We start from the raw sequence: 22,411 nt of genomic DNA on the forward strand, positions 1-22,411 counted from the left end.
CGCAGTCGCACCCCACGCAGTCGCACCCCACTGACGACACCAATCCGCCCGACGACGAACCACTCGCCACGGAGGTATCCGCCTGATGGCCGCTAGCGCCCCACGCGCCGCGCACGCCGCACGCGCCGAAAGCACCGTTCTCACCGGCGCCCGGGTGGTGCTGCCCACCGGAACCGTGGAGGGCGGGCGGGTGATCATCGAGGGCGGCCGGATCGCGGGCGCCGCCCACGACGACGCCGCCTCGCTCGACCTCTCCGGGCACTGGATCGTCCCGGGCTTCGTGGACATGCACAACCACGGCGGCGGCGGTGCCTCGTTCACCTCCGGCTCGGTGGACGACGTACTCAAGGGCATCCGTACGCACCGCGAGCACGGCACCACCACCCTCGTCGCCTCCACCGTCACCGGCGAGATGGACTTCCTCGCGCACCGCGCGGGCTTCCTCTCCGAGCTGGTCGAGCAGGGCGAGCTGGCCGGGATCCACTTCGAGGGCCCGTTCATCTCCCCCTGCCGCAAGGGCGCCCACAGCGAGGCGCTGCTGCGCGACCCCGACCCGGCCGAGGTGCGCAAGCTGCTCGACGCGGCGCGCGGCACGGCCAGGATGGTCACGCTCGCCACCGAACTGCCGGGCGGCATCGAGTCCGTACGGCTGCTCGCCGAGCACGGCGTGATCGCCGCCGTCGGCCACACGGACGCCACGTACGAGCAGACCGTGGAGGCCATCGACGCGGGCGCGACCGTCGCGACGCATCTCTTCAACGCGATGCCGCCGCTCGGACACCGCGCTCCGGGACCGATCGCCGCGCTGCTGGAGGACGAGCGGGTCACGGTCGAGCTGATCAACGACGGTACGCATCTGCACCCCGCGGCCCTGGAGCTGGCGTTCCACCGCGCGGGCGCGGACCGGGTCGCCTTCGTCACGGACGCGATGGACGCGGCCGGCTTCGGCGACGGACGCTACGAACTCGGCCCGCTCGCCGTGGAGGTCAAGGAGGGCGTCGCGCGGCTGGTGGAGGGCGGCTCGATCGCCGGTTCCACGCTGACCCAGGACATCGCGTTCAAGCGGGCGGCGACGGTGGACCGGCTGCCGGTGGAGGACATCGTGCGGGCGATCTCCGCCAACCCGGCGCGGCTGCTCGGCGTGTACGACAAGGTCGGCTCGCTGGAGCCGGGCAAGGACGCGGACCTGGTGGTCCTGGACGAGGAGTTCTCGGTCAAGGGTGTCCTGCACAAGGGCGAATGGGTGATTGAACCCAAGTAGGTTGATTTACCCGCGAGTACGAGGAAATCCATCCGAAGGCGGTCGGCCCGGGGTCTGGGCCTACCGCCTTCTGTTTGGCATGATCGCTCCGGTAATCGGCCGAACGAGCGCGTTTCCCGGGGGTGCGACGGATGATCGTGACGGTCACGCTCAATGCCGCGCTGGACATCACGTACCACACCCCCGCGCTGGTCCCGCACACCACGCACCGCGTCAGCGATGTCACCGAACGCCCGGGCGGCAAGGGCCTGAACGTCGCGCGGGTGCTGTCGGCGCTGGGCCACGAGACGGTGGTGACGGGGTTCGCGGGCGGCCGGACGGGCGATGTGCTGCGGGAACTGCTCGGCAACAGCGGCCCCGGGGGCTCCAGGGGCCGGCCGGTGGACGCGCTCGTACCGATCTCCGGGGCCACCCGCCGCACCCTCGCCGTCGTCGACGAGACGAGCGGCGACACCACCCAGCTCAACGAGCCGGGCCCGACCGTCTCCTCCGCCGAGTGGTCCGACTTCCTCGGCGCGTACGAACGGCTGCTCACCGGCGCCGACGCCGTGGCCCTGTGCGGCAGCCTGCCGCCCGGCATCCATGTCGGCGCGTACGCCGAACTGATCCGCCGGGCCCGCGCCGCCGGCGTCCCGGTGCTCCTCGACACCAGCGGCGAACCGCTGCGCCGGGGCGTCGCCGCCCGCCCCGATCTGGTCAAGCCGAACGCCGACGAACTCGCCCGGCTCACCGGCTCCCGCGAGCCGCTGCGCGCAGCGCGCGACGCCCGCCGGCGCGGCGCGCACGCCGTCATCGCCTCGCTCGGACCCGACGGCATCCTCGCGGCCACCCCGGACGGAATCTGGCAGGCGACCCCGCCCGCGTCCGTGAAGGGCAACCCGACGGGCGCGGGCGACTCTGCGGTGGCCGGGCTGCTCTCGGGCCTCGTCGAGCAGCTGCCCTGGCCGGCCCGGCTGGCCCGCGCGGTCGCCCTGGCCACGGCGACGGTCCTGGCACCGGCGGCGGGCGAGTTCGACACGGAGGCATACGAGGAACTGCTGCCGCGGGTGACCGTGTCGGAACACCCCGGATCGTAGGGTCGGGCCGGACCGTGGCGTCGGGCCGGACCGTGGCGTCGGGCCGGACCGTGGCGTCAAGGCCGAGGACCGAACCGCACGCTGGAAGGACTGAGGCACGCATGCCACTCGTCAGCACCGGAGAACTCGTCACGGCCGCGAGGACCGCGGGCCACGGAATCGCCGCCTTCAACGTCATCACCCTGGAGCACGCGGAGGCGATCGCCACCGGCGCCGAGCGGGCCGGGGCGCCCGCGATCCTCCAGATATCGGAGAACGCGGTGAGGTTCCACGGCGGCGACCCCGGCGCGGTCACCGCCGCCGCGGCGGCCGTCGCCCGCGCCTCCTCCGCGCCGCTCTCCCTCCATCTCGACCATGTCGAATCGGCCGCACTGCTGCGGGCCGCGCCCGGGGCCGGCTTCAGCTCGGTGATGTTCGACGCGTCGAAGCTGCCGTACGCGGACAACCTCGCGGCCACCGCCGAGGCCGTGCGCTGGGGCCATGACCACGGCATCTGGGTCGAGGCGGAACTGGGCGCGGTGGGTGGCAAGGACGGCGAACCGTCCCTCGACGCACACGCCCCGGGCGTACGCACGGATCCGGCCGAGGCGACCGGCTACGTCGCCGAGACCGGCGTGGACGCGCTGGCCGTCGCGGTCGGCTCGTCCCACGCGATGACCCACCGCACGGCCGCTCTCGACCACCCCCTGATCGCCGCGCTCCGCGACGCCGTCCCCGTACCCCTGGTCCTGCACGGCTCGTCCGGCGTCCCGGACGAGGAGATCCGCCGGGCGGTCGCCTCCGGCATGGTCAAGATCAATGTGGGTACGGCGCTCAACACGGCCTTCACCGGCGCCGTACGCGACTATCTCGCGGCGCACCCCACGACGGTGGACCCCCGGAAATACCTCGTCCCGGCTCGCGAGGCGATGGCCGGGACGGTGGCGGGTTTCCTGCGGGTGGTCGGCTCCGTCGACTCCCCGGAGCGGTGATCACTGCCTCTCGGGGAGTACCCCTCGGGGGACTACCCCTTGGGGGACTACCCCTTGGGGGGCGTGACCTCCAGCCAGTCGAGGATGGCATCGCACTGATTGCCCTGCTCGCAGGAGATCTTGAGGGTGTTCTTGCCCTTCTTGAGCTCGACCGGCGCCCACGTGGTCTGCCAGTTCTTCGCCCAGTCGGGGTCGTTGGAGCTGATGAAGTTCTTCAGCCCGAGGGGGGAGTTGTTCGCCTTGCCGTTGACGGTCAGGGTGGCGTTGGCGTCCTTGGCGGGTATGGCGTAGCGCACGGACAGCGCGTAGGAGCCGGCCTCCTCGATGTCGGCGGTCCAGGTCACCGACGCCCCGACGGCGTTGAAGCCGGTCACATACGACCCGTTGGTGCCCTGGGCGCCGTCGATGTCCGTCGCGAGGACCGCGGGCGGGCCCAGCTTGAGGGTCGCCGCGTCCTGCTTGGGGAGGCCGATCCCGTCGGGCGACGTGTCGCCCTTGTCGCTCGCCTCGCCGGAGGGCTGCTGCGACTGGTCGGCCGAGGGGGCCGTGCCGCCGGTCGGTGGCACGTCGGCGTTGTTGTTCTTGTCGTCGCCGTTGGTGAGCAGCGCGGCCGTGATACCGATCACGACCACCGCGACGACGGCGATCGCGCCGATCAGCAGGCCCTTGGTGTTGGGGCCACTGCCGCGTCCGCCGCCCCGCTGGGCCGGCACCTGGCGGGTGGTGGCACCGCCGGGGTGGGTCTCGGGGGCCGCGTAGTGCGGGTTCTGCTGCTGGCCGTACGGCGCCTGACCGTAGGGAGCCTGGCCCTGGGGCGCCTGCTGACCGTAGGGAGCCTGGCCGTACTGCGGCTGCTGACCGTACGGCGCCTGCTGCGGCGGGACCGCCTGCTGCTGACCGTACTGGCGCTCGCCGACCGTCCTGACCTGGTTGTACGAAGTCCTGGGCACGCCGGGCTGCGCGGCCGGACCGGGGTAGCCGTAGCCGCCTTGGCGTCGCTGATTGGCACCCGCCGCCTGTCCGTCCTCGTACAGATAGCCGAACGGATCGTCGTCCTCGGGCGTGCTCGCGCCGTTGTTCCCGGCCGTCATCCCTGGTCACTCCTTACCATCTCGCCAGCGTCGCCGACCGGCCGAGCCTACCTCGAATGGGCAAGGCCACGGACGGGCCTTGACGGGTGGCAGCCAGTCTGCGACCCGTGGGTGAACAACGGATCGCAGACATGTCCCAGCACTGTCCCGAACGGCTGTGTGAACCTTCCCGACACGTCCGGAAGACCCGTCGCGGAGCGCCTACCCAGCACGCCGGTGAACCTTGCTGCGCGACCGCTTTTCGATATACATCCGCTGGTCAGCGGATTGCAGTACTTCCTCAACCGACATCCCGCAGCTCGCCCAGCTGATACCGAAGCTCGCCCCGACCCGGACCGCCCGGCCGTCGACCCTGATCGGCGGAATGATCGCGTTCCGCAGCCGTACGGCGAGATCGGCGGCGTCCGCCGAACCGAGTCCGTCCGCGAGAACGACGAATTCGTCACCCCCGAGGCGCGCGACGGTGTCCCCGTCCCGTACGCCGGTGGTCAGCCGGCGCGCGACCTCGATCAGCACCGCGTCGCCGGTGTTGTGCCCGAACCGGTCGTTGATGGACTTGAAGCCGTCGAGGTCGCAGAAGAGGACCGCCAGGCCCTTCGTGCCGTCATCGGCCTCGGGGTCGTCATTGGGCGCGACCATGTGCACATGGTGGTCGAGGGGCACCCCGCCGACCGCGGGCACGACCGAGCGTCCGCCGCCCTGCCTGCCGCCGCGCTCCTCGTACTGGTCATAGCCGTCATAGCCGTCGTACGCGTCGTATCCGGGCTCGTACAGGACGGTGCCCTCGTACCCGCCGTACGCCGCGTCCAGCGCCTCGACCGCGGTCTCCCGCATCGCGTGGGGCCGCGAACAGAGCCGGGCGCTGAGACGGGAGCGCAGCTCGGCGCTGTTCGGCAGGCCGGTGAGCGAGTCGTGCGAGGCGCGGTGCGCGAGCTGGAGCTCGCGGCTCTTGCGCTCCTCGATGTCCTCGACGTGGGTGAGCAGGAAGCGCGGGCCGTCGGCGGTGTCGGCGACCACGGAGTTGCGCAGCGAGACCCAGACGTAGGTGCCGTCGCGCCGCAGCAGCCGCAGTTCGGCGCGGCCACCCTCGGCGGAGGTGCGCAGCAGGGTCCCGATGTCCTCGGGGTGGACCAGATCGGAGAACGAGTGGCGGCGCATCGCGGAGGCGGGGCGGCCCAGCAGCCGGCAGAGGGCGTCATTGGTCCGCAGCAGCCGGCCGTGCTGGTCCCCGCCCATCTCGGCGATGGCCATCCCGCTGGGTGCGTACTCGAACGCCTGGCGGAAGGATTCCTCACTGGCCCGCAGCGCCTGCTGCTCCCGTTCGAGCCGGACCAGCGCGCGCTGCATATTTGCTCGGAGCCGAGCGTTACTGATCGCAATGGCGGCCTGGGACGCGTACATCTGGAGCGCTTCCTGCCCCCAGGGGCCCGGTCGGCGCCCGCCACGCGGCCGGTCGACGGAGATGACGCCGAGCAGCTCGCTCCCGCCGCCGGATCCGTACATCGGGGCGTAGAGCCGGTCCTGCGGGTGCCACTCGTCCTCGAAGCGGGGATCGGGGCCCTCGGTGTACCACTGCGGGACGTCGTCCTCCAGCAGGACCCAGCCCTCGGTGTGCGGTATGAAGCGCAGCTCGCCCCAGCTCTCACCCATCAGCAGCCGCCGCTCCCAGGAGGCCCGGGAGCCGACACGGCCGGTGATCAGGGCTTCGGCGGCGGCGCTCCCGGCGAAAGCGGCGACGACGAGGTCACCGTCGGCCTGGACGACATTGACGCAGGCCAGTTCGTACCCGAGCCCGGTGACGACACCGTCGGCCACGGTCTGCAGGGTGTCCGCGAGGCTGCGGGCGGTGTTGAGTTCGGCGACGGCCTCATGCAACTGCCGCAGGGTCGCAAGACGGACATACGGCTCCGACTCGGTCTCCATTGCTCGCTCTCCCCGAGACCTCGACAGCAACTCCAGGATTCTCATCGGCTCTCGTCCTGCACTGGCCTCGCCACTGAATCACAGGGAGCTGCGCGCTCGGTACACAGGGTCAACAATTACCCCACTCTGTGAGTCAAGTCACATGACCTGATGAGGGGATGGATGACCTGGTGAGAGCGCTCCCCAACTTTCTTGAACGCAAATTCGGAGGGGTGGCGGGCCAAGGTGACGGGGCGGGGTGGCGGGGCGGACGCTCCTGTGACGCACATGGTCCTAGGACCGGGCTGGTCCCCTGGCCCGATGCGGGTGGGAATGGCACGGGCTAGCGTCTCCTCTGTGCCCCAATCTGTGCCCCGAACGACCCCTGACATCCGTACCGACGCCCTCGGCGCCATCCCCCATCCTGAAGGGGTGAGCAACGAAGAGTTCCGCGCCGCCCTCGCCCGGCTGGCCTCGGGAGTGGTGCTGGTGACAGCGCACGAGCCCCCTTTGAGCGCCACCGGACCGCGCGGCGAGGACGCCGGGATGACGGCGACCGCCTTCATGTCGGTCTCACTGGACCCCCCGCTGGTACTGGTCAGCGTGCGCAACGGCTCCCGCATGGACGACCTGCTCCTCGAACAGCCGCTGTGGGCGGCCTCCTTGCTCTCCGAGAGCCAGCGGCATGTCGCCGGCCGGTTCGCGATGAAGGGCCGGATCAGCGACCGGCTGCTGTTCGAGGACATCCCTTACCGCCGGGGCGAGGTGAGCGGCGCGCTGCTGATCGGGGGATCGCTGGCGATGCTGGAGTGCCGTACGGAGCAGCGGATCGAGGCGGGCGACCACACGCTGGTCATCGGCCGGGTGCTGACGGCGGAGCTGCCGAGCGCGGAGGGCGGGCCGCTGATGTATTTCAAGGGACGCTATCGGCAGCTGGGTTCGTAGCCTTCCCATGTGGCCTACGTGGCTTACGTGGCCTACGTGGCTTACGTACGGACGGCCCGGGGCCCGGAGCGGCGCTGCTGACCGGCGGTCGGTACTCGCACCGGGCCGTACGCGCAGGCGGGATTTGTCAGACAGGGCCTAGGTCCAGTCGCGGCCGGTACGGCCGCGCTTCGTCTCGGCGCGCTGCTTCTTCTCGCGCAGCCGGCGTTCGTTGATGCCGCGTGGGATCTTCGTCTTCCTGCGCGGGCGCGGCGGCGGGGCCGTCGCCTCCGCCAGCAGGGAGGCGAGCCGTACGGCCGCGGTCTCGCGGTTGCGCCACTGGGAGCGGTGCTCCGACGCGCGTACGGTGATCACGCCGTCCACCAGCCGGTCCGCGAGCCGTTCCAGCGCGCGTTCCTTCCACACCGGCGGCAGCGCTTCCGTCTTCGCGAGATCGAAGCGCAGTTCCGCCTTCGAGTCACTGGTGTTGACGTGCTGTCCGCCGGGTCCGGAGGACCTTGAGAAACGCCACATCAGTTCGGCCTCCGGCAGGGAGACCGAACCACGGATGACATGAGCGTGTCCGGACATGCCCCTATGGTCCCGTGTCCCGCCCGCTTCCGTCACCCTCTTTTCCGGGGCTCGCGCCCCCTCTCGGGTAAAGAAAGTAAAGGGGTGCGGAACCTCCTGGACCTCTGCCCACGTTATGTCGGGTGACGGTAGCTTCGGGACGACTCGAAGCCCGCACTGACAACGAAAGGGACATCCCCATGGCTGTAAGCCTGTCCAAGGGCGGCAACGTCTCGCTCACCAAGGAGGCACCGGGCCTGACCGCCGTCACGGTCGGCCTCGGCTGGGACGTCCGTACCACCACCGGCACCGACTTCGACCTCGACGCCTCGGCGATCGCGGTGAACGGGGGCGGAAAGGTTGTCTCCGACAGCCACTTCGTCTTCTTCAACAACAAGTCGACGCCGGACCAGACGATCGTCCACACGGGTGACAACCGCACGGGTGAGGGCGAGGGCGACGACGAGGCGATCAACGTCAACCTGGCGGGTCTGCCGGCCGACGTCGACAAGATCGTCTTCCCGGTCTCGATCTACGACGCCGAGACCCGCAGCCAGAACTTCGGCCAGGTGCGGAACGCGTACATCCGCATCGTCAACCAGGCCGGCGGCACCGAGATCGCCCGCTACGACCTGAGCGAGGACGCCGCCACCGAGACCGCGATGGTCTTCGGCGAGCTGTACCGCAACGGCGCGGAGTGGAAGTTCCGCGCGGTCGGCCAGGGCTACGCCTCGGGTCTCGTGGGCATCGCCACGGACTTCGGCGTCAACCTCTGACACGAACACCGACGCGGTGACGGGTGGGCCCCGGCTTCGGCTGGGGCCCACCGGCCTGTGCGGGCGCGGGTGCGGGTTCGCACCCGCACCCGACAACCAACCACCGTCCCCCCACCCCACTACTCCAGCGAAGGCTTCTCCTCCCCGTACAGCCACGTGTCCCACAGATCCCCGAGATCCCGCCCCGCCTCCCGTTCCACGTACGTCGTGAAGTCATGGGTGTCGGCGTTGCCGTGACGGTACGTCCGGGCCCAGCCGCGCACGATGCGGAAGAAGGCGGCGTCGCCCACGGTCTCCCGTACGCGCTGGAGCACCATGGCGCCGCGTCCGTACACCGGCGGGTCGGAGATGTTCACCGCGGCGGGCGGGTGCGCCGGCGGGAACGCCCAGTTCGCGTCGGCGTCGTACGCGTCGACGAAGCTCTGACGGACCGGTACGCGCTCGGTGTGTTCCGTCCAGAGCCACTCCGTGTACTTCGCGAAGCCCTCGCTGAGCCACATGTCCTGCCAGGACTTGGGGGTCACCGAGTTGCCGAACCACTGGTGGGCCATCTCGTGGACCAGTGTCGCGACGCTGGTGGGGCCGGGGAGGAAGGGCCTGTTCTGGGTCTCCAGGGCGTACCCGGAGTCGCCCGGCCGTCCGATGACGACACCGGTGGAGGAGAAGGGGTACGGCCCGAAGGTCTTCTCCTGCCACTTCACGATCCGGGGGAGCTCCTTGAGAAGCCGTGCGCCGCTCTTGGCGGCGGTCGGGTCGACCGCCGTGTAGACGGGCACCGCCCCCTTCGTCCCGTCGGTCGTCCGCGTCTTGTACGGACCGATGGCGACCATGGCCACATAGCTCGCCATCGGCTCCGCCGAGTGCCAGTCGAAGGACGTGCGCCCGTCCGTTGTGCGCTCCTTGCGCAGTTCACCGTTGGAGACGGCCGTCAGCCCCTCGGGCACGGTGATCCGGATGTCGTACGCCGCCTTGTCGCTCGGGTGGTGGTTGCCCGGGAACCACGCCATCGAGCCGGTCGGCTCCCCCAGCGCGACCGCGCGCTCCCCGCTCCGGAGCCAGCCCTCCTCCGATGCGTCGGGGTCGGTGATGCGCCGCGGTACGCCGGAGTAACGGACGACCGTACGGAAGGTGGCGCCCCGGCGGAGGTCGTCGCCGGGGCGCAGCGTCAGTTCCGTACCGGAGTGGTGGAAGGCGGTCTTCTCGCCGTCGACGGTCACGGAGTCCACCGTCAGTCCGACGAGATCGAGGTTGAAGGCGCTGAGGTCATGGGTGGCGCGGGCGGTGATCTCGGCGGTGCCGTTGAGCCGGCCGGTGTCCGGCGCGTAGTCGAGCGTCAGACCATAGTGCTGGACGTCGTACCCGCCGTTGCCGATCCGAGCGAAGTAGGGATCGCGCAGGCCGGCGGCGCCGGGCTTGCCGTGCACGCCGCTGCCCGGTCCACAGCCGCCGAGAACGAGGGCGAGGACGAGAGCGACGGGGAGTGCGGGGGCGGAGGCGAGGCGGAGTGCCGGGCGCGAGTACACCCGGTGATCGTAGGACGGACGGCGGGAACTCGCCGGTCAGGCCGATGGCAGCTGACCCGGGCCGGAATAGAACATGTCGTCGCCCGGCCCGCCCCACGGGTTCGGACGTCGTACAGCTGAGCGAGCCGCTCGTCGGGGAACGTATGAGCGACCACCCCACGGGTCCGCCGGGACGGCCGTGACACCATCGGGCCCGTGCTCGACATCGGCTACTCCCTCTCCCGGCGCTTTCCCGATCCCCCGCAGACCGATTACCGCCTCGCGGACGTCCGGGCGCTGCGGCACGACCTGTTCTGCGGGGATGTCTATCTCGCGGACACCCACGCGGACCGCGAGGTGTCCACAGCCTGGGGATGGGTACCGGTGCTCGACTTCGCCTGGGCGCTGTGCGACATCGTGGAGCAGCTCGACCGCGATCCGCGCGGCAGCCGCGCGGCCAAGCCTCAGTACGCCGAGCTCGACTTCACCGAGTCCACCGACCGCATGCTCTTCCAGCGGCGCTTCGGCTGGGTCGATGTGGAGGCCGACTGGATGCCTGGTGACGAGCCGCCGCTCACCTTCAGCCATCGGCTGCTGCGCCGTGAGGCGCGCGACTTCCTGCACGATCTGATCGCGGATCTCGCCGATATGCACGGGGGCCTGGCCGACAACCCGATCATCTGGGATCTCCAGTCCCGCTTCCCCCGCGGCTGACCACCCCGGGCGGGGCCGCCCCTCGCGTCTCCCACCTCACAGCCCCCACAACACGGTCACAGACCCCACCCATCGATTCCCGGATCGGCAGGCGTACATCCCCCGGCACCGGGCAGACGAGGTTCTGCCGGGGCACAGCCGGGAATCGGGCGACCGTTTCCTCCCCCCACACAAGGCCGTGCCTCTGGAGCACCACGAAGGCCCCGACCCCATCCCCCCAGGGTCGGGGCCTTCGAAGGACGGGCCTCATCGGTCCCTCACGTCAGTCCTCGGCGTCTGTCCCCGGCGTCAGTCCTCCGCGTCAGCCGTCCGCGTGATCCCCGGCGTCAGTCCTCCGCGTCAGTCCTCCGCGTGATCCCCCGCGTCAGTCCTCCACCCGCACCCCGATCTGCGCCGCGAACGCCGGTGCCAGATGCAGCAGTTGCGCCGAGCTGATGACCGCCCCCGCCAGCCGGTCCAGGCCCCGCGCGATATCCAGCTCGGCGACCGTCCGCAGGTCGACGTCCTTCATCCGCGCACCGCTCAGATCGGCCCGTCTGAGCACACAGTCCCGGAACTCGACCCGTACCAGCTCCGCTCCCCCGAAGTCCGGTTCGGACAGGACGACGCCCTCGAACACCACATCCTTCAGCCGGGCCTTCCGGACGTTCAGATAGTCGATCTTCCCGCCCCGGATCAGCACCCGCTCCAGCACGGCCCCATGCAGCTGTGTCCCGCCCAGCCGTGCGTCCACCACCTCCACATCGCGCAGCGACGCCCCGGACAGATCCGTGCCCACCCCCCGGACACCGCTCAGTACGGAATCGATGAAACGCGCCCGCCCCAGCGCCGTCTCATCCAGCCCGCAGTCCCTCACCGCGCAGTCGATGAACCGCGAGCCTGGCCCCTCCTGGCCCGACAGGTCGAGGTCCTTGAACTCCAGCCCGTCGTAATCGCCGTCCGGTTCGAGCCCGCCGCCGTACGGACTCAGCGGCGGCAGCCGTACCTCCGCCCGCCGCGCCGCCGGGACCCTGCCCTCGCCGCCACCCGCGCCGCTCGCCCCGCCCGCGCCGGTCCTCGTCGCTCTCCGTGCCATGCCCCCATGGTGACGTACAGCACTGACAACGCGCCGATGTCACATCCAGCTGTCCAGTTCCCGTCACACCGGTGAGAGAGCGAGCGAAGGAGAGAGACACAGACCATGAATCCCAGCCATCGCGTCACCGTCATCGGCGGGGGCTTCGCCGGACTCACCGCCGCCATCAGCGCCGCCGAGTCGGGCGCCGCCGTCACCCTGTACGAGGCCCACCGCACCCTCGGCGGCCGGGGCCGCACCACCGAGGGCCCGTACGCGGCCAACGACGGGCCGCACGCCGTCTACAGCCGCGGACCGCACTGGGCCTGGCTGCGACGGCGCGATCTCCTCGGTCCGACGGCGACCCCGCCCCTGCGCGAGAGCCACCGTTTCCGCTTCCACCGGGGCGGCGCCCTGCGCAGGACCCCGCCCCTCGGGGTGTTCACCCTCGCCCGCCGGAAGGCCGAAACCGCCCCGGTGGACATCGACTTCATGACCTGGGCCGCGGAGCTGGCCGGCCCCGATATCGCGCGCGCCGCCGCGCACTACACCGCCGTCGCCCTCTTCCACCACGACCCCGGCACGCTCTCCGCCGCCTTCGTCCAGGAGCGGCTGAGGCGCACCGCCGCCCTGCCGCCCGAGGCCCGCTACCCGATCGGCGGCTGGGGCCGGTTGACCGAACGGATGGCCGCGCACGCCCGGATGCTGGGCGTACGGATCGAGACAGCCGTACGGATCGAGAGCCTCCCCGAGGACACCCCCGTGATCGTCGCGACCTCCCTGGAAGCGGCCCGCCGCCTTCTCAAGGACGACGGTCTGCGCTGGACCGGCGGCCGTACCGCACTGCTCGATCTCGCGCTGCGTACACGCGAGGGCGACCCGTTCATCGTCTCGGACCTTGACGCGCCGGGCTGGCTCGAACGGTTCACCGCGCAGGATCCGTCCCTGGCCCCGAACGGTGAGCAACTGCTCCAGGGGCACTTCCCGGTCGGCCCCGCCGAGTCCAAGGCCGATGGCATCGCCCGCGCCGAGAACCTGCTCGACCTGGGGTTTCCCGGCTGGCGTACGCGTACGGCCTGGCGGCGCGAGTCCCTCGCGACCGGCCGTACCGGCGCCCTCGATCCGCCGGGCACCACTTGGCGGGACCGGCCCCGTATCGACCGTGGCCAGGGCGTCTTCCTCGCGGGAGACCAGGTCGCGGCGCCCGGGGTGCTCGCGGAGGTGTCGTTCAACAGCGGGATCGGCGCGGCGGCGCTGGCCGTCCAGCAGCTCTCGGCGCTCAAGAAGCGGAGGTCCGGCATCGCTTGACCTCAAGCATGCTTGAGGTCGTTGGCTGTTCCCCGTACGCCGGACCACTTCGTCCACCGGACCACGCCGTGCGCCGGACCGCTTCGTCCACCGGACCACGCCGTGCGCCGGACCGCTTCGTACACCGGACAACCCCTGGGAGCCCGCCATGCACGCCATCCGCCTCCATGCCTTCGGCCCCGCCGAGAACCTTGTCCACGAGGTGACCGAGGACCCCGTACCAGCCCCCGGCCAGGTCCGGATCGCCGTCGCCGCGGCCGGAGTCCATCTCCTCGACACCGCCCTGCGCGAGGGCATGCGGGGCCCGTACCCCGCCCCCGCCGAACTGCCCACCATCCCCGGCCGCGAGGTCGCCGGTACGGTCGAGTCGCTCGGCGAGGGCGTGGACGCGGGCTGGCTCGGCAAGCGCGTCGTCGCCCATCTCGGGATGGTCCCCGGCGGTTACGCGGAACTGGCCGTCACCGACACGGCCCGGCTCCACGAGATCCCGGCCGGGCTCGACGCGGCCGAGGCCGTCGCCATGATCGGCACGGGCCGCACGACCATGGGCATCCTCCAGTTCACGGACCTCGGCCCGGACGACATCGTCCTCGTACCGGCGGCGGCGGGCGGCATCGGCACGCTCCTCGTCCAGTACGCGAAGAACGCCGGCGCCACCGTCATCGGCCTGGCGGGCGGCGCGGCGAAGGTCACGCGAGTCGCCGCGAACGGCGCCGATCTCGCCGTCGACTACACCCGCCCCGACTGGCCCGAGCGGGTCCGCGGCCAGCTGCGCGACCGACTGGGCGACCGGCGCGCGACCGTGCTCTTCGACTCCGTCGGCGGGGCGACCGGGCTCGCCGCCGTCGACCTCCTCGGCAAGGGCGGCAAGCACATCGTCTTCGGCTGGTCCGGCGAGGGGCTGCACGACGGAAAGCCGCTGACCTTCACGGACGAGGAACTGACGGAGCGCGGTATCACCTCCGAGTCCGTCCTCGGGCCGGTGATGATCGCCAAGGCGGGCGGCGACGTCCGCGCGCTCGAAGAACGCTCACTCGCCGAGGCCGCCGCCGGCCGGCTGCGCCCCGCCGTACAGCGCTTCCCGCTGGCGAACGCGGCGTGGGCCCACCGGGCGCTGGAGACCCGGGGAACGATGGGCAAGGTCGTCCTGGAGCCGTAGCAACGAGCCGTAAAAACGAGCAGAGCCGTAACCGTGACAAGCGGGGGCAGGGACTCCGCACCGGCGCCGGGACGGGGGTCCAGCGCCGGTGCGGCACCCTCCGCGCCCCCTCACACCCCCTCACGCCCCCTCGCCTCATCCGAAGGTCGTGAGAAGCGAAGACCACCGATTCATGGTGTCCTGAGTGTTCTGTGCAGAGGTTCGGCGCAGTTCGTGGGGGGCGATCCGCCAGAGATTCACCGTGAGGGACGATCTCGATGAGTGACCCGCCGGCATCCGGCACACAGCCGCCCCCGAGGCCGGACCCGCGGCCCCGCCCGGAGCCCGGCGCCGCCGTCGACACCCACCGCTGGTGGGCCCTGGCCGTCATCGCGACGGCCCAGCTCATGGTCGTGCTCGACGCCACCATCGTGAACATCGCCCTGCCCTCCGCCCAGCGCGAACTCGGCCTCACCAACGGCAACCGGCAGTGGGTGATCACCGCCTACACCCTCGCCTTCGGCGGTCTCCTGCTGCTCGGCGGCCGGATCGCCGACCTCGTCGGCCGCAAACGCACCTTCATCGTCGGGCTGATCGGCTTCGCCGCGGCCTCCGCGATCGGCGGCGCGTCCACCGGCCCCGAAATGCTCTTCGCCTCCCGCGCGCTCCAGGGCGTCTTCGCCGCGCTCCTCGCCCCGTCCGCGCTCTCGCTGCTCACCACCACGTTCACCGGTGGCAACGAGCGTGCCAAGGCGTTCGGGATCTTCAGCGCCATCGCGGGCGCGGGCTCCGCCATCGGTCTGCTCGTCGGCGGTGTCCTCACCGAATTCCTCAGCTGGCGCTGGTGCCTCTACGTCAACGTCCCGATCGCCGTGATCGCCGTCGTCGGCGCGCTCACCCTCCTCAGCGACCGCGCGGGCAGCCGGGGAGCCCACCTCGACATCCCCGGCGTCGTCCTCGGCTGCGGCGGGCTCGTCGCCCTCGTATACGGGCTCAGCGAGGCCGAGGCACGCGGCTGGACCGCCCCGCTCGTCCTGGGTCTGCTCAGCGGCGGGCTCGCACTGCTCTGTGTCTTCGCGTGGTGGCAGTCCCGCGGCCCCGGCCCACTGCTGCCCCCGCACATCATCCGCGACCGCAACCGCGGCGGCTCGGTGCTCACCATGTGTCTGACGACCATCGGGCTGTTCGGGGCGTTTCTGTTCATGACGTACTTCCTGCAGAACATCCTCGGCTACTCACCGCTCAGAACCGGTCTCGCCTTTCTGCCGCTGACCACCGCGATCGTCGTCGGATCCACCCAGATCTCCGCCCGGCTGCTGCCCTACGTACCGCCGCGGCTGCTGCTCGGCCCGGGACTGCTGCTCGCGGCAGCCGGGCTGTACACGCTGACCTTCATCGACACCCACTCCAGCTACCCCTCCCACATCCTGCCCGGCACGCTGCTGCTCGGCCTGGGCCTGGGGCTGACCTTCATGCCCGCCATCTCCACCGCGACCACCGGCGTCGCGCCGAAGGACGCCGGGGTCAGCTCCGCCACCGTCAACACGGCGCAGCAGATCGGCGGATCCATCGGTACGGCGCTGCTCAACACGCTCGCGACGACCGCCACGGCGACATACCTGGCGACCCATCTCACCGCGGCGGAGCGGCGGGCGGCGCCGAGGGGAGGGCTCACACCGGCGCAGAAGGCCGAGATCGTCAACACCGGCACCGTGCACGGCTTCACCGTCGCGATGGCCTGGGCGGCCATCATTCTGGTGGGCGCCGCGGTGATCGCCGTACTGCTCGTCAACGGTGGTTCACCGCGCAGCCGGGAGGCGGCCGAGGCAGCGCGGGCGCAGGCCGTCTGACCGCGCCCTCTGCCCATACGCGTACGGCACCGCTACCGCTACCGCTACCGCTACCGCTACCGCTACCGCTACCGCTACCGGGACGATGCCCCCAGCTCGGCGAGCGCCCCGTCCGTCAGCCGGAACACCGTCCACTCGGCCTGCGGCACCGCGCCCAGCGACCGGTAGAACGCGATCGACGGCTCGTTCCAGTCCAGGACCGACCACTCCAGCCGCTCATAGCCGCGCTCCACACAGATCCGCGCCAGTTCCGTCAGCAGCGCCTTGCCGTGCCCGCCGCCGCGCCGGTCGGGACGTACGTACAGATCCTCCAGGTAGATGCCACAGACGCCACGCCACGTGGAGAAATTGAGGAACCAGAGCGCGAACCCGACCGGCTCCCCGTCGTCCGTCTCCGCGATATGCGCGTACGCGGCCGGCCGCTCCCCGAAAAGCGCCTCGCGCAGCTGCTCCTCGGTCGCGCGCGCCTCGTCCAGGGCCTTCTCATACTCCGCCAGCTCACGGATCATCGCGCGGATCACCGGAACGTCAGCGGGTGTGGCAGTACGAATCATGACCCCAGACTCCCCTGTCGCCCCGCTACCGCGCCAGCAGCGACCGCGCGATGGACACCTGCTCCGGATTGAGCGCGCGCTCCCCGTCCGCGATGTCCCACAAGCTGTTCTGGAGCACCCGCCCCAGCGTCCACGCCCGCGCCCGCGCCCGCTCCCGGTCGAGCCCCAGTACCTCCGTCATCAGATCGAAGCGCCAGAGCGTCTCCGCCGCGTCGAACCGGTTGTCGAGAGCCGGCATCAGATCGAACCCCGGGTCGCCCGCCAGCGGCTTCGGGTCGATCGCCAGCCACGGTTCCCGCGCGTCGGCGGGGTGCGAGGCGAGCACGTTCTCGTAGTGCAGATCCCAGTGCAGCAACCGGTCCCCGGGCTCGCCCGCCACCTCGCGCACCGCCGCCGCGCAGTCCCGCAGCAGCCTCCGCTCGGTCTCGTCCGGCAGCGATCGCGACGCCACCGGTACGCCGTCGAGCATGCGCGCGGCGATGTCTCCCAGGCCGCGCATCCCCGCCGGGGCCGGCACCGACGTCAGCCGCGCCAGCAGCTCCGCGATGATCCGGACCGCCTCGCGCGACTCCACCTCGTTCAGATCCCGGGTGTCGAGCCGCTCCAGCAGCAGCGTGCCCGTCCCGTCGTCGTACGCCAGCAGCCGTACGGCGCCGTCGCCGCCCCACACCCGCAGCGCCACCGGCTCCCCGGCCGACTCCTCGTCCAGGTGCTGGAGCTTCAGCACGGCGGGTGTACCGTCCGCCCGCTCCACCGGCAGCACCAGCGCGCACATGCCGTACATCGACGGGCCGGTACGGCGCAGCTCCCACCGCTCCAGGAAGTCCGCCGCCCGGCCCGGCAGCGCCGCGATGAAGGCGCGGCCCGCCTCGCCCAGGAACTTCGACTGTGTTTCCGCCAGCTCCGTCGGAATGTCAATCACGTCACCGATCCTACGAGCATGGGTGAATCGGCCCATGCGCCGTTTCCTCCCCGTGGCCCTCCCCTCGGCCCGCCCCCGGGCCCGCCGCGCGGCCCGCGCCGGGATCGACTGGATCAGGAGCGCCCCGGCACCTATCTCTGGCTGGCGGCCCTCTTCGTCACCACCGTCGCCCTCCACCGCATGTCACCGGAGTTCGAAGAGGACGTCCTGCGTCAGAGCTCCACCAACATCCATGAGCTGTCCACCGACCCGGTCCGGGTGCTCGTCGTCAGCGCCTTCTGGATCGGCGGCGGCGCGTGGGCCCCGTACGCCGTGCTCTACACGGTCTTCCACGCCCCGGCGGAACACTGGCTCGGCACCACGCGCTGGCTCGCCGTCGTCGCCCTCGCGCACATCGGCGCCACGCTGATCAGCGAAGGCGTCCTGAGCTGGGCCATCCACCACGGCCACGCCCCGCAGTCCGCCGTGAACACGCTCGACGTCGGGGTCAGCTACGCGCTCGTCGGCGTCGTCGCCGTCCTGACGTACCGCGTTCCGAAGCCCTGGCATCTGCCCTACCTCGGCGCCGTCCTCATCTTCTTCGGCACCCCGCTGATCGCCGGCCGCAGCTTCACCGACGTCGGCCACTTCACCGCGGTCCTGATCGGCCTCGCCTGCTACCCGCTCACCCTGGACAGGCGTACGGGCAGCGGTGTACGAACACCCTCATGACCAGCGCGAACAACGGCGGCAGCGACAGACACACCGGCGACGGCAGCGGCACCGGCACCGGCACCGGCACCGGCACCGGCACGAGCAACGGCGGCATCTCCTTCTGGTACGCGAAGGACGGCATCCCCGCCCCCCGCGAACCGCTCCCCGGCGACGCCACCGCCGACGTCTGCATCGTCGGCGGCGGCTATACCGGCCTGTGGACCGCGTACTACCTCAAGAAGGCCGTCCCGTTCCTCAACATCACCGTCCTGGAAGGCAAGTTCTGCGGCTACGGAGCCTCCGGACGCAACGGCGGCTGGCTCTACAACGGCGTCGCGGGCCGCGACCGCTACGCCGAACTGCACGGCCACGAGTCCGCCGTACGCCTCCAGAAGGCCATGAACGACACCGTCGCCGAGGTCATACGCGTCGCCGACGAAGAGAAGATCGACGCCGACATCCACCGGGGCGGCGTCCTCGAAGTCGCCCGCACACCCGCCCAACTCGCCCGCCTCAAGGAGTTCCACACCGTCGAGATCGCCTTCGGCGAGACCGACCGCACCCTCCACGGCGCCCGCGAGACCGCCGAACGCGTCCGGGTCACCGGAGCCGTCGGCTCCAGCTGGACCCCGCACGGCGCCCGGCTGCACCCCGCCAAACTGGTCAAAGGCCTCGCCGCGGCCGTCGAGGCACTCGGCGTCACGATCCACGAGTCGACACCCGTCACCGAGATCAAGCCGAAGCACGCCATCACCCCGTACGGCACCGTCCGCGCGCCCTACATCCTGCGTTGCACAGAAGGCTTCACCGCCACCCTCAAGGGCGCCCGCCGCGCCTGGCTCCCGATGAACTCGTCGATGATCGCCACCGAGCCGCTCCCCGCCGAGATCTGGGACACCATCGGCTGGGACGGCCGCGAAACCCTCGGCGACATGGCCCACGCCTATATGTACGCGCAACGCACCGCCGACGACCGCATCGCCCTCGGCGGACGCGGCTACCCGTACCGCTACGGCTCCAGGGCGGCCCGCCTCGGTCACCCCTCCGGCACCGACCCCGCCACCATCGAGGCCCTGCGCGACATCCTGGTCGACTTCTTCCCCACCACCGCGGGCGTCCGTATCGACCACGCCTGGTCCGGCGTCCTCGGCGTCCCACGCGACTGGTGCGCCACCGTCACCCTCGACCGCACCACGGGCCTGGGCTGGGCCGGCGGCTACGTGGGCTCCGGCGTAGCCACCACCAATCTCGCGGCCCGCACCCTCCGCGACCTGATCCAACAGGACTCCGGCCAGTCGGGCCCCACGGACCTGACTACGCTCCCCTGGGTCAACCACAAGGTCCGCAACTGGGAACCGGAACCCTTCCGCTGGCTCGGCGTCCACGGCATGTACGCGGCCTACCGCACGGCGGACCACAAGGAGACGACGTCCCCCACCCCGCGGTCCCACCCCCTGGCCCGCGCGGCCAACCGCATCGCGGGCCGCTGACGAACAACACCTCCGGCCGAGGGGCACGGAGAGACGCCAGGGACACTGGTGACTCCAGGGACGCCTGCCGACTCCCGCGGGTCGGTGCGGCAACTCCCAGACAGGAGAGACCACGTGTCGGCACAGGACTCCGGCTTATCGCCCGACCACGGCCCCGACAACGGCCCCGGCCCGGGCCCGGGCCCCGGGACACCGACGATCCGGCGGGAGCAGGCCGCGGCCGTACACCTGGACTCGGTGAGCAAGGTGTACGGGAAGGGCCCGGCCGCGGTCCATGCCCTGCGCGAGGTCGAGCCGTGCCGTGAGGCTGTACCAGGGGGTGTCGCCGCGCCACATCTGCTCGGCGATCGCGCGGGCCGCAGGCAGCAGCGCTTCGATGTGGGCCTGGAGTTGGTCGGCGATATCCGTGAGATCGGCGAGGGTGCCGACGCTACGGCCGACAGCGTCGGCTTGGTCGATGGTTGCCCGCACGGCGCTCAGGTTGGGGGTCTGGCGGGTGTTCTCGTCAGCGGTCACCGGGCTGTACCTTCCAGCCTCGTCCGCCCGACTCGGAGCAGCTCGGCCACGGCCGCAGCGGAACACAGCTTTCCCGCCTGCTCCACGGGGACGGCCCAGTACGGGGTGACGGGCGTCGGCTCCGTGCGGTCCGGCCGAGGAATTCCGAGCCAGGCACCCGGACCGCGGACCAGGGCATCCGCCGAGCGCCAGGTCTCGCAGGTCCCCGACGGTACGAGCGCGTAGTACCAGGTGCCCGGTTGGCAGATCACCGGCCCGTCAAGAACCTCGGCCAGGACGCCGGCCACGACGTCCGGGGCGCTGCTCCCGGCCGCCGCGTGGACCAGCGTCAGCGGCATCCGTACCGCGTCGTAGGGGTTGCCGGTGCGCAGCATCGCCGGTCGGCCGTCCTGCCACGCCTCGTGGGCGACAGCGGGGGCCTGGCTGGAAGACGTCAGCCACCGGGCGATCGCGCTCTCGGTCTGTGCGTTGGCATGCACGGCTGCCCCTGTCATCGTGTCGGTTTCGATCCACCAGTAGCCTCTGGCGATTTCCTCAAAACCGGGATGACCAGCGGGGGTTACCGAGGCGGTAATACACTCGTTGCAGCTCCAGGAAGGCGCGCTCGCGTGCGTAGGATCGCCCCCGGAAGTCGGCCCAGATGGACGCCACCACCCTCGGCCCGCTCGCCCCCGAAGTCCTCGACAGAGAAGACCTCCGGGCAGCACTGATCGAGCACGACTTCGCCGCCGTCTTCACCCTGATCAAAAAGTGGGGCGGCCTCTCCCAGAACCGGATCGCGTCGGCCTGCCAGCTCACTCCCGGCAAGGTGAGCACGATCATCAGCGGCAGCCAGCGCGTCACCAGCTTCGAGGTGGTGTGCCGGATCGCCGACGGGCTCCGCATCCCCGGAGCCCTGCTTGGCCTGGCGTCCCGCCCGTGGGAGAGCCAACAGACACAACAACAGCGCCCGCCAGAGTCGCCGGGCGGCCAACCCGACACGACCGATGTCCCGTGGCGACCCGACGCCACCGTCGGCCTGGCCGCAGACCTGACGAGGAGTGATCTCGTGATGGACCGCCGCGCGACGACGCGCGCCCTGGCCGGAGCGGCGGTGACTGGCGCAGCCCTACTCGACTCACTTGAAGGATGGCTCCAACCAGCTGCCGCAACCCCTGTGCCGCCCCGCCGCGGCCGTCTGGGAATGCGCGAGATACACGAGCTGGAGACCACCGCGAAGGCGTTCCGGCAGTGGGACCACCAGTACGGCGGCGGCCTCCGGCGTAAGGCCGTGCTTGGCCAGCTCAGCGAGATCGCCAGTGCCCTCGATGAGCACCAGGCCCCAACGATCGAAACCCGTCTGTACCGCATCATGGCGCAGCTCGCCGGGACCGCCGCGACGATGGCCTGGGACTCCGGCCTCCATCGGAGAGCACAGGAGTACTACCGGCTCGCCCTGCGGTCTGCGCACGCGGGCGCGGACAAGGTGTTCGGTGCCAACGTCCTGGCCGGGATGGCCAGACAGATGCTCTACCACGACCGCCCCGACGATGCGCTCCAGCTCATCCAGCTCGCGCAGGAAGGCGCGCGCGACGTCATCGGTCCACGGGTTCGAGCGATGCTCCACACACGCGAAGCGTGGGCCTACGCGGCCCAAGGCCGCACAGCAGGCTTCGAGCGTGCGACCGCGCGCGCCGCCGAAGCGCTCGCTGCGGCAGGCCCCGGTGAGGAAGAGCCGTATTGGATCGCCTACTTCGACGGAGCCGAGCTGGCTGGCGTCACCGGCGGGCGGCTGCTCGATCTCGCCCGGCAGGACCCGCGCCAGCATGCCGACCGAGCGGCCGCAGAGATCCGCAGCGCGCTCTCCTCGCGCGGGCCCGAGGCCGGCCGCTCGCACGCGCTCGACAGGATTGGCCTTGCCGAGTGCCGCTTCCTGGTGGGTGACATCACGGGCGCAGTGGAGGAGACCCACCGGGCCGTTGCGGCAGCCCGGCTTACCCAGTCGGGAAGGGTCCATGGTCAACTCGGCCAGCTCTACCCGTACACGGTGGGCCGTAGCGCATCGCGTACGGTCCGCGAGGCGCGAGATAGTATCCGCGATCTTCTGTCGAGCTGAGGGG

At 71.1% G+C, this 22,411-nt stretch carries 21 protein-coding genes; 12 read left to right on the forward strand and 9 right to left on the reverse strand.

Annotated features, from left to right (window positions below):
- Positions 1-85 precede the first annotated feature (85 nt).
- The 3 genes from nagA to AB0M67_RS21495 all read left to right on the forward strand — a co-directional run bounded on the left by nagA (position 86) and on the right by AB0M67_RS21495 (position 3,308).
- Positions 86-1,261 (forward strand): N-acetylglucosamine-6-phosphate deacetylase, encoded by a 1,176-nt coding sequence (gene nagA / locus AB0M67_RS21485; RefSeq protein WP_365747650.1) that lies wholly within the window; start codon positions 86-88, stop codon positions 1,259-1,261.
- Positions 1,262-1,392: 131 nt separating this feature from the next.
- Entirely contained in the window at positions 1,393-2,337 is a 945-nt protein-coding gene (locus tag AB0M67_RS21490; RefSeq protein ID WP_365747651.1) for a 1-phosphofructokinase family hexose kinase, read from the forward strand.
- A gap of 101 nt (positions 2,338-2,438) precedes the next feature.
- A complete protein-coding gene (locus tag AB0M67_RS21495) occupies positions 2,439-3,308 on the forward strand; it encodes a class II fructose-bisphosphate aldolase (RefSeq protein WP_365747653.1) in 870 nt (289 codons plus the stop codon).
- A gap of 47 nt (positions 3,309-3,355) precedes the next feature.
- On the opposite strand, the gene AB0M67_RS21500 is transcribed toward AB0M67_RS21495, so the two are convergent.
- Together AB0M67_RS21500 and cdgB are read right to left on the reverse strand one after the other, a co-directional pair.
- Positions 3,356-4,399 (reverse strand): CBM35 domain-containing protein, encoded by a 1,044-nt coding sequence (locus AB0M67_RS21500; RefSeq protein WP_365747655.1) that lies wholly within the window; start codon positions 4,397-4,399, stop codon positions 3,356-3,358.
- Positions 4,400-4,600: 201 nt separating this feature from the next.
- Positions 4,601-6,322, reverse strand: coding sequence for a diguanylate cyclase CdgB (gene cdgB, locus AB0M67_RS21505; RefSeq protein WP_365747657.1), 1,722 nt, complete (start codon positions 6,320-6,322; stop codon positions 4,601-4,603).
- 336 nt (positions 6,323-6,658) lie between these two features.
- Here cdgB and AB0M67_RS21510 point away from each other — a divergent pair, with 336 nt between their 5' ends.
- Positions 6,659-7,246: a flavin reductase family protein gene (locus AB0M67_RS21510; RefSeq protein ID WP_365747659.1), complete on the forward strand. Its 588-nt coding sequence runs from the start codon at positions 6,659-6,661 to the stop codon at positions 7,244-7,246.
- Positions 7,247-7,384: 138 nt separating this feature from the next.
- Here AB0M67_RS21510 and arfB read toward each other — a convergent pair whose 3' ends face one another.
- Entirely contained in the window at positions 7,385-7,816 is a 432-nt protein-coding gene (arfB, locus tag AB0M67_RS21515; RefSeq protein WP_249952185.1) for an alternative ribosome rescue aminoacyl-tRNA hydrolase ArfB, read from the reverse strand.
- A gap of 179 nt (positions 7,817-7,995) precedes the next feature.
- Here arfB and AB0M67_RS21520 point away from each other — a divergent pair, with 179 nt between their 5' ends.
- On the forward strand, positions 7,996-8,571 hold the full coding sequence (locus AB0M67_RS21520) for a TerD family protein (protein ID WP_249952186.1): 576 nt from the start codon (positions 7,996-7,998) through the stop codon (positions 8,569-8,571).
- Between the two features lie 119 nt (positions 8,572-8,690).
- Here AB0M67_RS21520 and AB0M67_RS21525 read toward each other — a convergent pair whose 3' ends face one another.
- On the reverse strand, positions 8,691-10,094 hold the full coding sequence (locus AB0M67_RS21525) for a M1 family metallopeptidase (protein WP_365747661.1): 1,404 nt from the start codon (positions 10,092-10,094) through the stop codon (positions 8,691-8,693).
- Positions 10,095-10,289: 195 nt separating this feature from the next.
- Between AB0M67_RS21525 and AB0M67_RS21530 the strand changes: the two genes are divergently transcribed.
- A complete protein-coding gene (locus tag AB0M67_RS21530) occupies positions 10,290-10,787 on the forward strand; it encodes a hypothetical protein (RefSeq protein WP_365747663.1) in 498 nt (165 codons plus the stop codon).
- Positions 10,788-11,151: 364 nt separating this feature from the next.
- On the opposite strand, the gene AB0M67_RS21535 is transcribed toward AB0M67_RS21530, so the two are convergent.
- Positions 11,152-11,862, reverse strand: a complete 711-nt coding sequence (locus AB0M67_RS21535; protein ID WP_365747665.1) for a pentapeptide repeat-containing protein — start codon at positions 11,860-11,862, stop codon at positions 11,152-11,154.
- A 105-nt stretch (positions 11,863-11,967) separates the two neighbouring features.
- On the opposite strand from AB0M67_RS21535, the gene AB0M67_RS21540 reads away from it, so the two are divergent.
- From AB0M67_RS21540 to AB0M67_RS21550, 3 genes are all read left to right on the forward strand, one after another.
- On the forward strand, positions 11,968-13,149 hold the full coding sequence (locus AB0M67_RS21540; RefSeq protein WP_365747667.1) for an FAD-dependent oxidoreductase: 1,182 nt from the start codon (positions 11,968-11,970) through the stop codon (positions 13,147-13,149).
- 148 nt (positions 13,150-13,297) lie between these two features.
- Positions 13,298-14,308 (forward strand): zinc-binding dehydrogenase, encoded by a 1,011-nt coding sequence (locus tag AB0M67_RS21545; protein ID WP_365747669.1) that lies wholly within the window; start codon positions 13,298-13,300, stop codon positions 14,306-14,308.
- Between the two features lie 386 nt (positions 14,309-14,694).
- A complete protein-coding gene (locus AB0M67_RS21550) occupies positions 14,695-16,137 on the forward strand; it encodes an MFS transporter (protein WP_365747879.1) in 1,443 nt (480 codons plus the stop codon).
- A 74-nt stretch (positions 16,138-16,211) separates the two neighbouring features.
- On the opposite strand, the gene AB0M67_RS21555 is transcribed toward AB0M67_RS21550, so the two are convergent.
- Both AB0M67_RS21555 and AB0M67_RS21560 read right to left on the reverse strand, forming a co-directional pair.
- A complete protein-coding gene (locus AB0M67_RS21555) occupies positions 16,212-16,691 on the reverse strand; it encodes a GNAT family N-acetyltransferase (RefSeq protein WP_365747670.1) in 480 nt (159 codons plus the stop codon).
- A 25-nt stretch (positions 16,692-16,716) separates the two neighbouring features.
- Positions 16,717-17,649 (reverse strand): aminoglycoside phosphotransferase family protein, encoded by a 933-nt coding sequence (locus tag AB0M67_RS21560; protein WP_365747671.1) that lies wholly within the window; start codon positions 17,647-17,649, stop codon positions 16,717-16,719.
- On the opposite strand from AB0M67_RS21560, the gene AB0M67_RS21565 reads away from it, so the two are divergent.
- On the forward strand, positions 17,632-18,324 hold the full coding sequence (locus AB0M67_RS21565) for a rhomboid-like protein (RefSeq protein ID WP_365747672.1): 693 nt from the start codon (positions 17,632-17,634) through the stop codon (positions 18,322-18,324). The two genes, AB0M67_RS21560 and AB0M67_RS21565, sit on opposite strands and share 18 nt — an antisense overlap.
- On the forward strand, positions 18,321-19,796 hold the full coding sequence (locus AB0M67_RS21570) for an FAD-dependent oxidoreductase (protein WP_365747674.1): 1,476 nt from the start codon (positions 18,321-18,323) through the stop codon (positions 19,794-19,796). Before AB0M67_RS21565 ends, AB0M67_RS21570 begins: the two co-directional genes overlap by 4 nt.
- Before the next feature lie 135 nt (positions 19,797-19,931).
- On the opposite strand, the gene AB0M67_RS21575 is transcribed toward AB0M67_RS21570, so the two are convergent.
- Positions 19,932-20,312, reverse strand: coding sequence for a DUF6415 family natural product biosynthesis protein (locus tag AB0M67_RS21575; protein ID WP_365747676.1), 381 nt, complete (start codon positions 20,310-20,312; stop codon positions 19,932-19,934).
- On the reverse strand, positions 20,309-20,791 hold the full coding sequence (locus AB0M67_RS21580) for a hypothetical protein (protein ID WP_365747678.1): 483 nt from the start codon (positions 20,789-20,791) through the stop codon (positions 20,309-20,311). Before AB0M67_RS21580 ends, AB0M67_RS21575 begins: the two co-directional genes overlap by 4 nt.
- A 161-nt stretch (positions 20,792-20,952) precedes the next feature.
- Between AB0M67_RS21580 and AB0M67_RS21585 the strand changes: the two genes are divergently transcribed.
- Positions 20,953-22,407, forward strand: coding sequence for a helix-turn-helix domain-containing protein (locus AB0M67_RS21585; protein ID WP_365747680.1), 1,455 nt, complete (start codon positions 20,953-20,955; stop codon positions 22,405-22,407).
- The last annotated feature ends 4 nt before the right edge of the window (positions 22,408-22,411 follow it).

This window comes from Streptomyces sp. NPDC051662, from assembly GCF_040681655.1.
Lineage (GTDB): Bacteria > Actinomycetota > Actinomycetes > Streptomycetales > Streptomycetaceae > Streptomyces.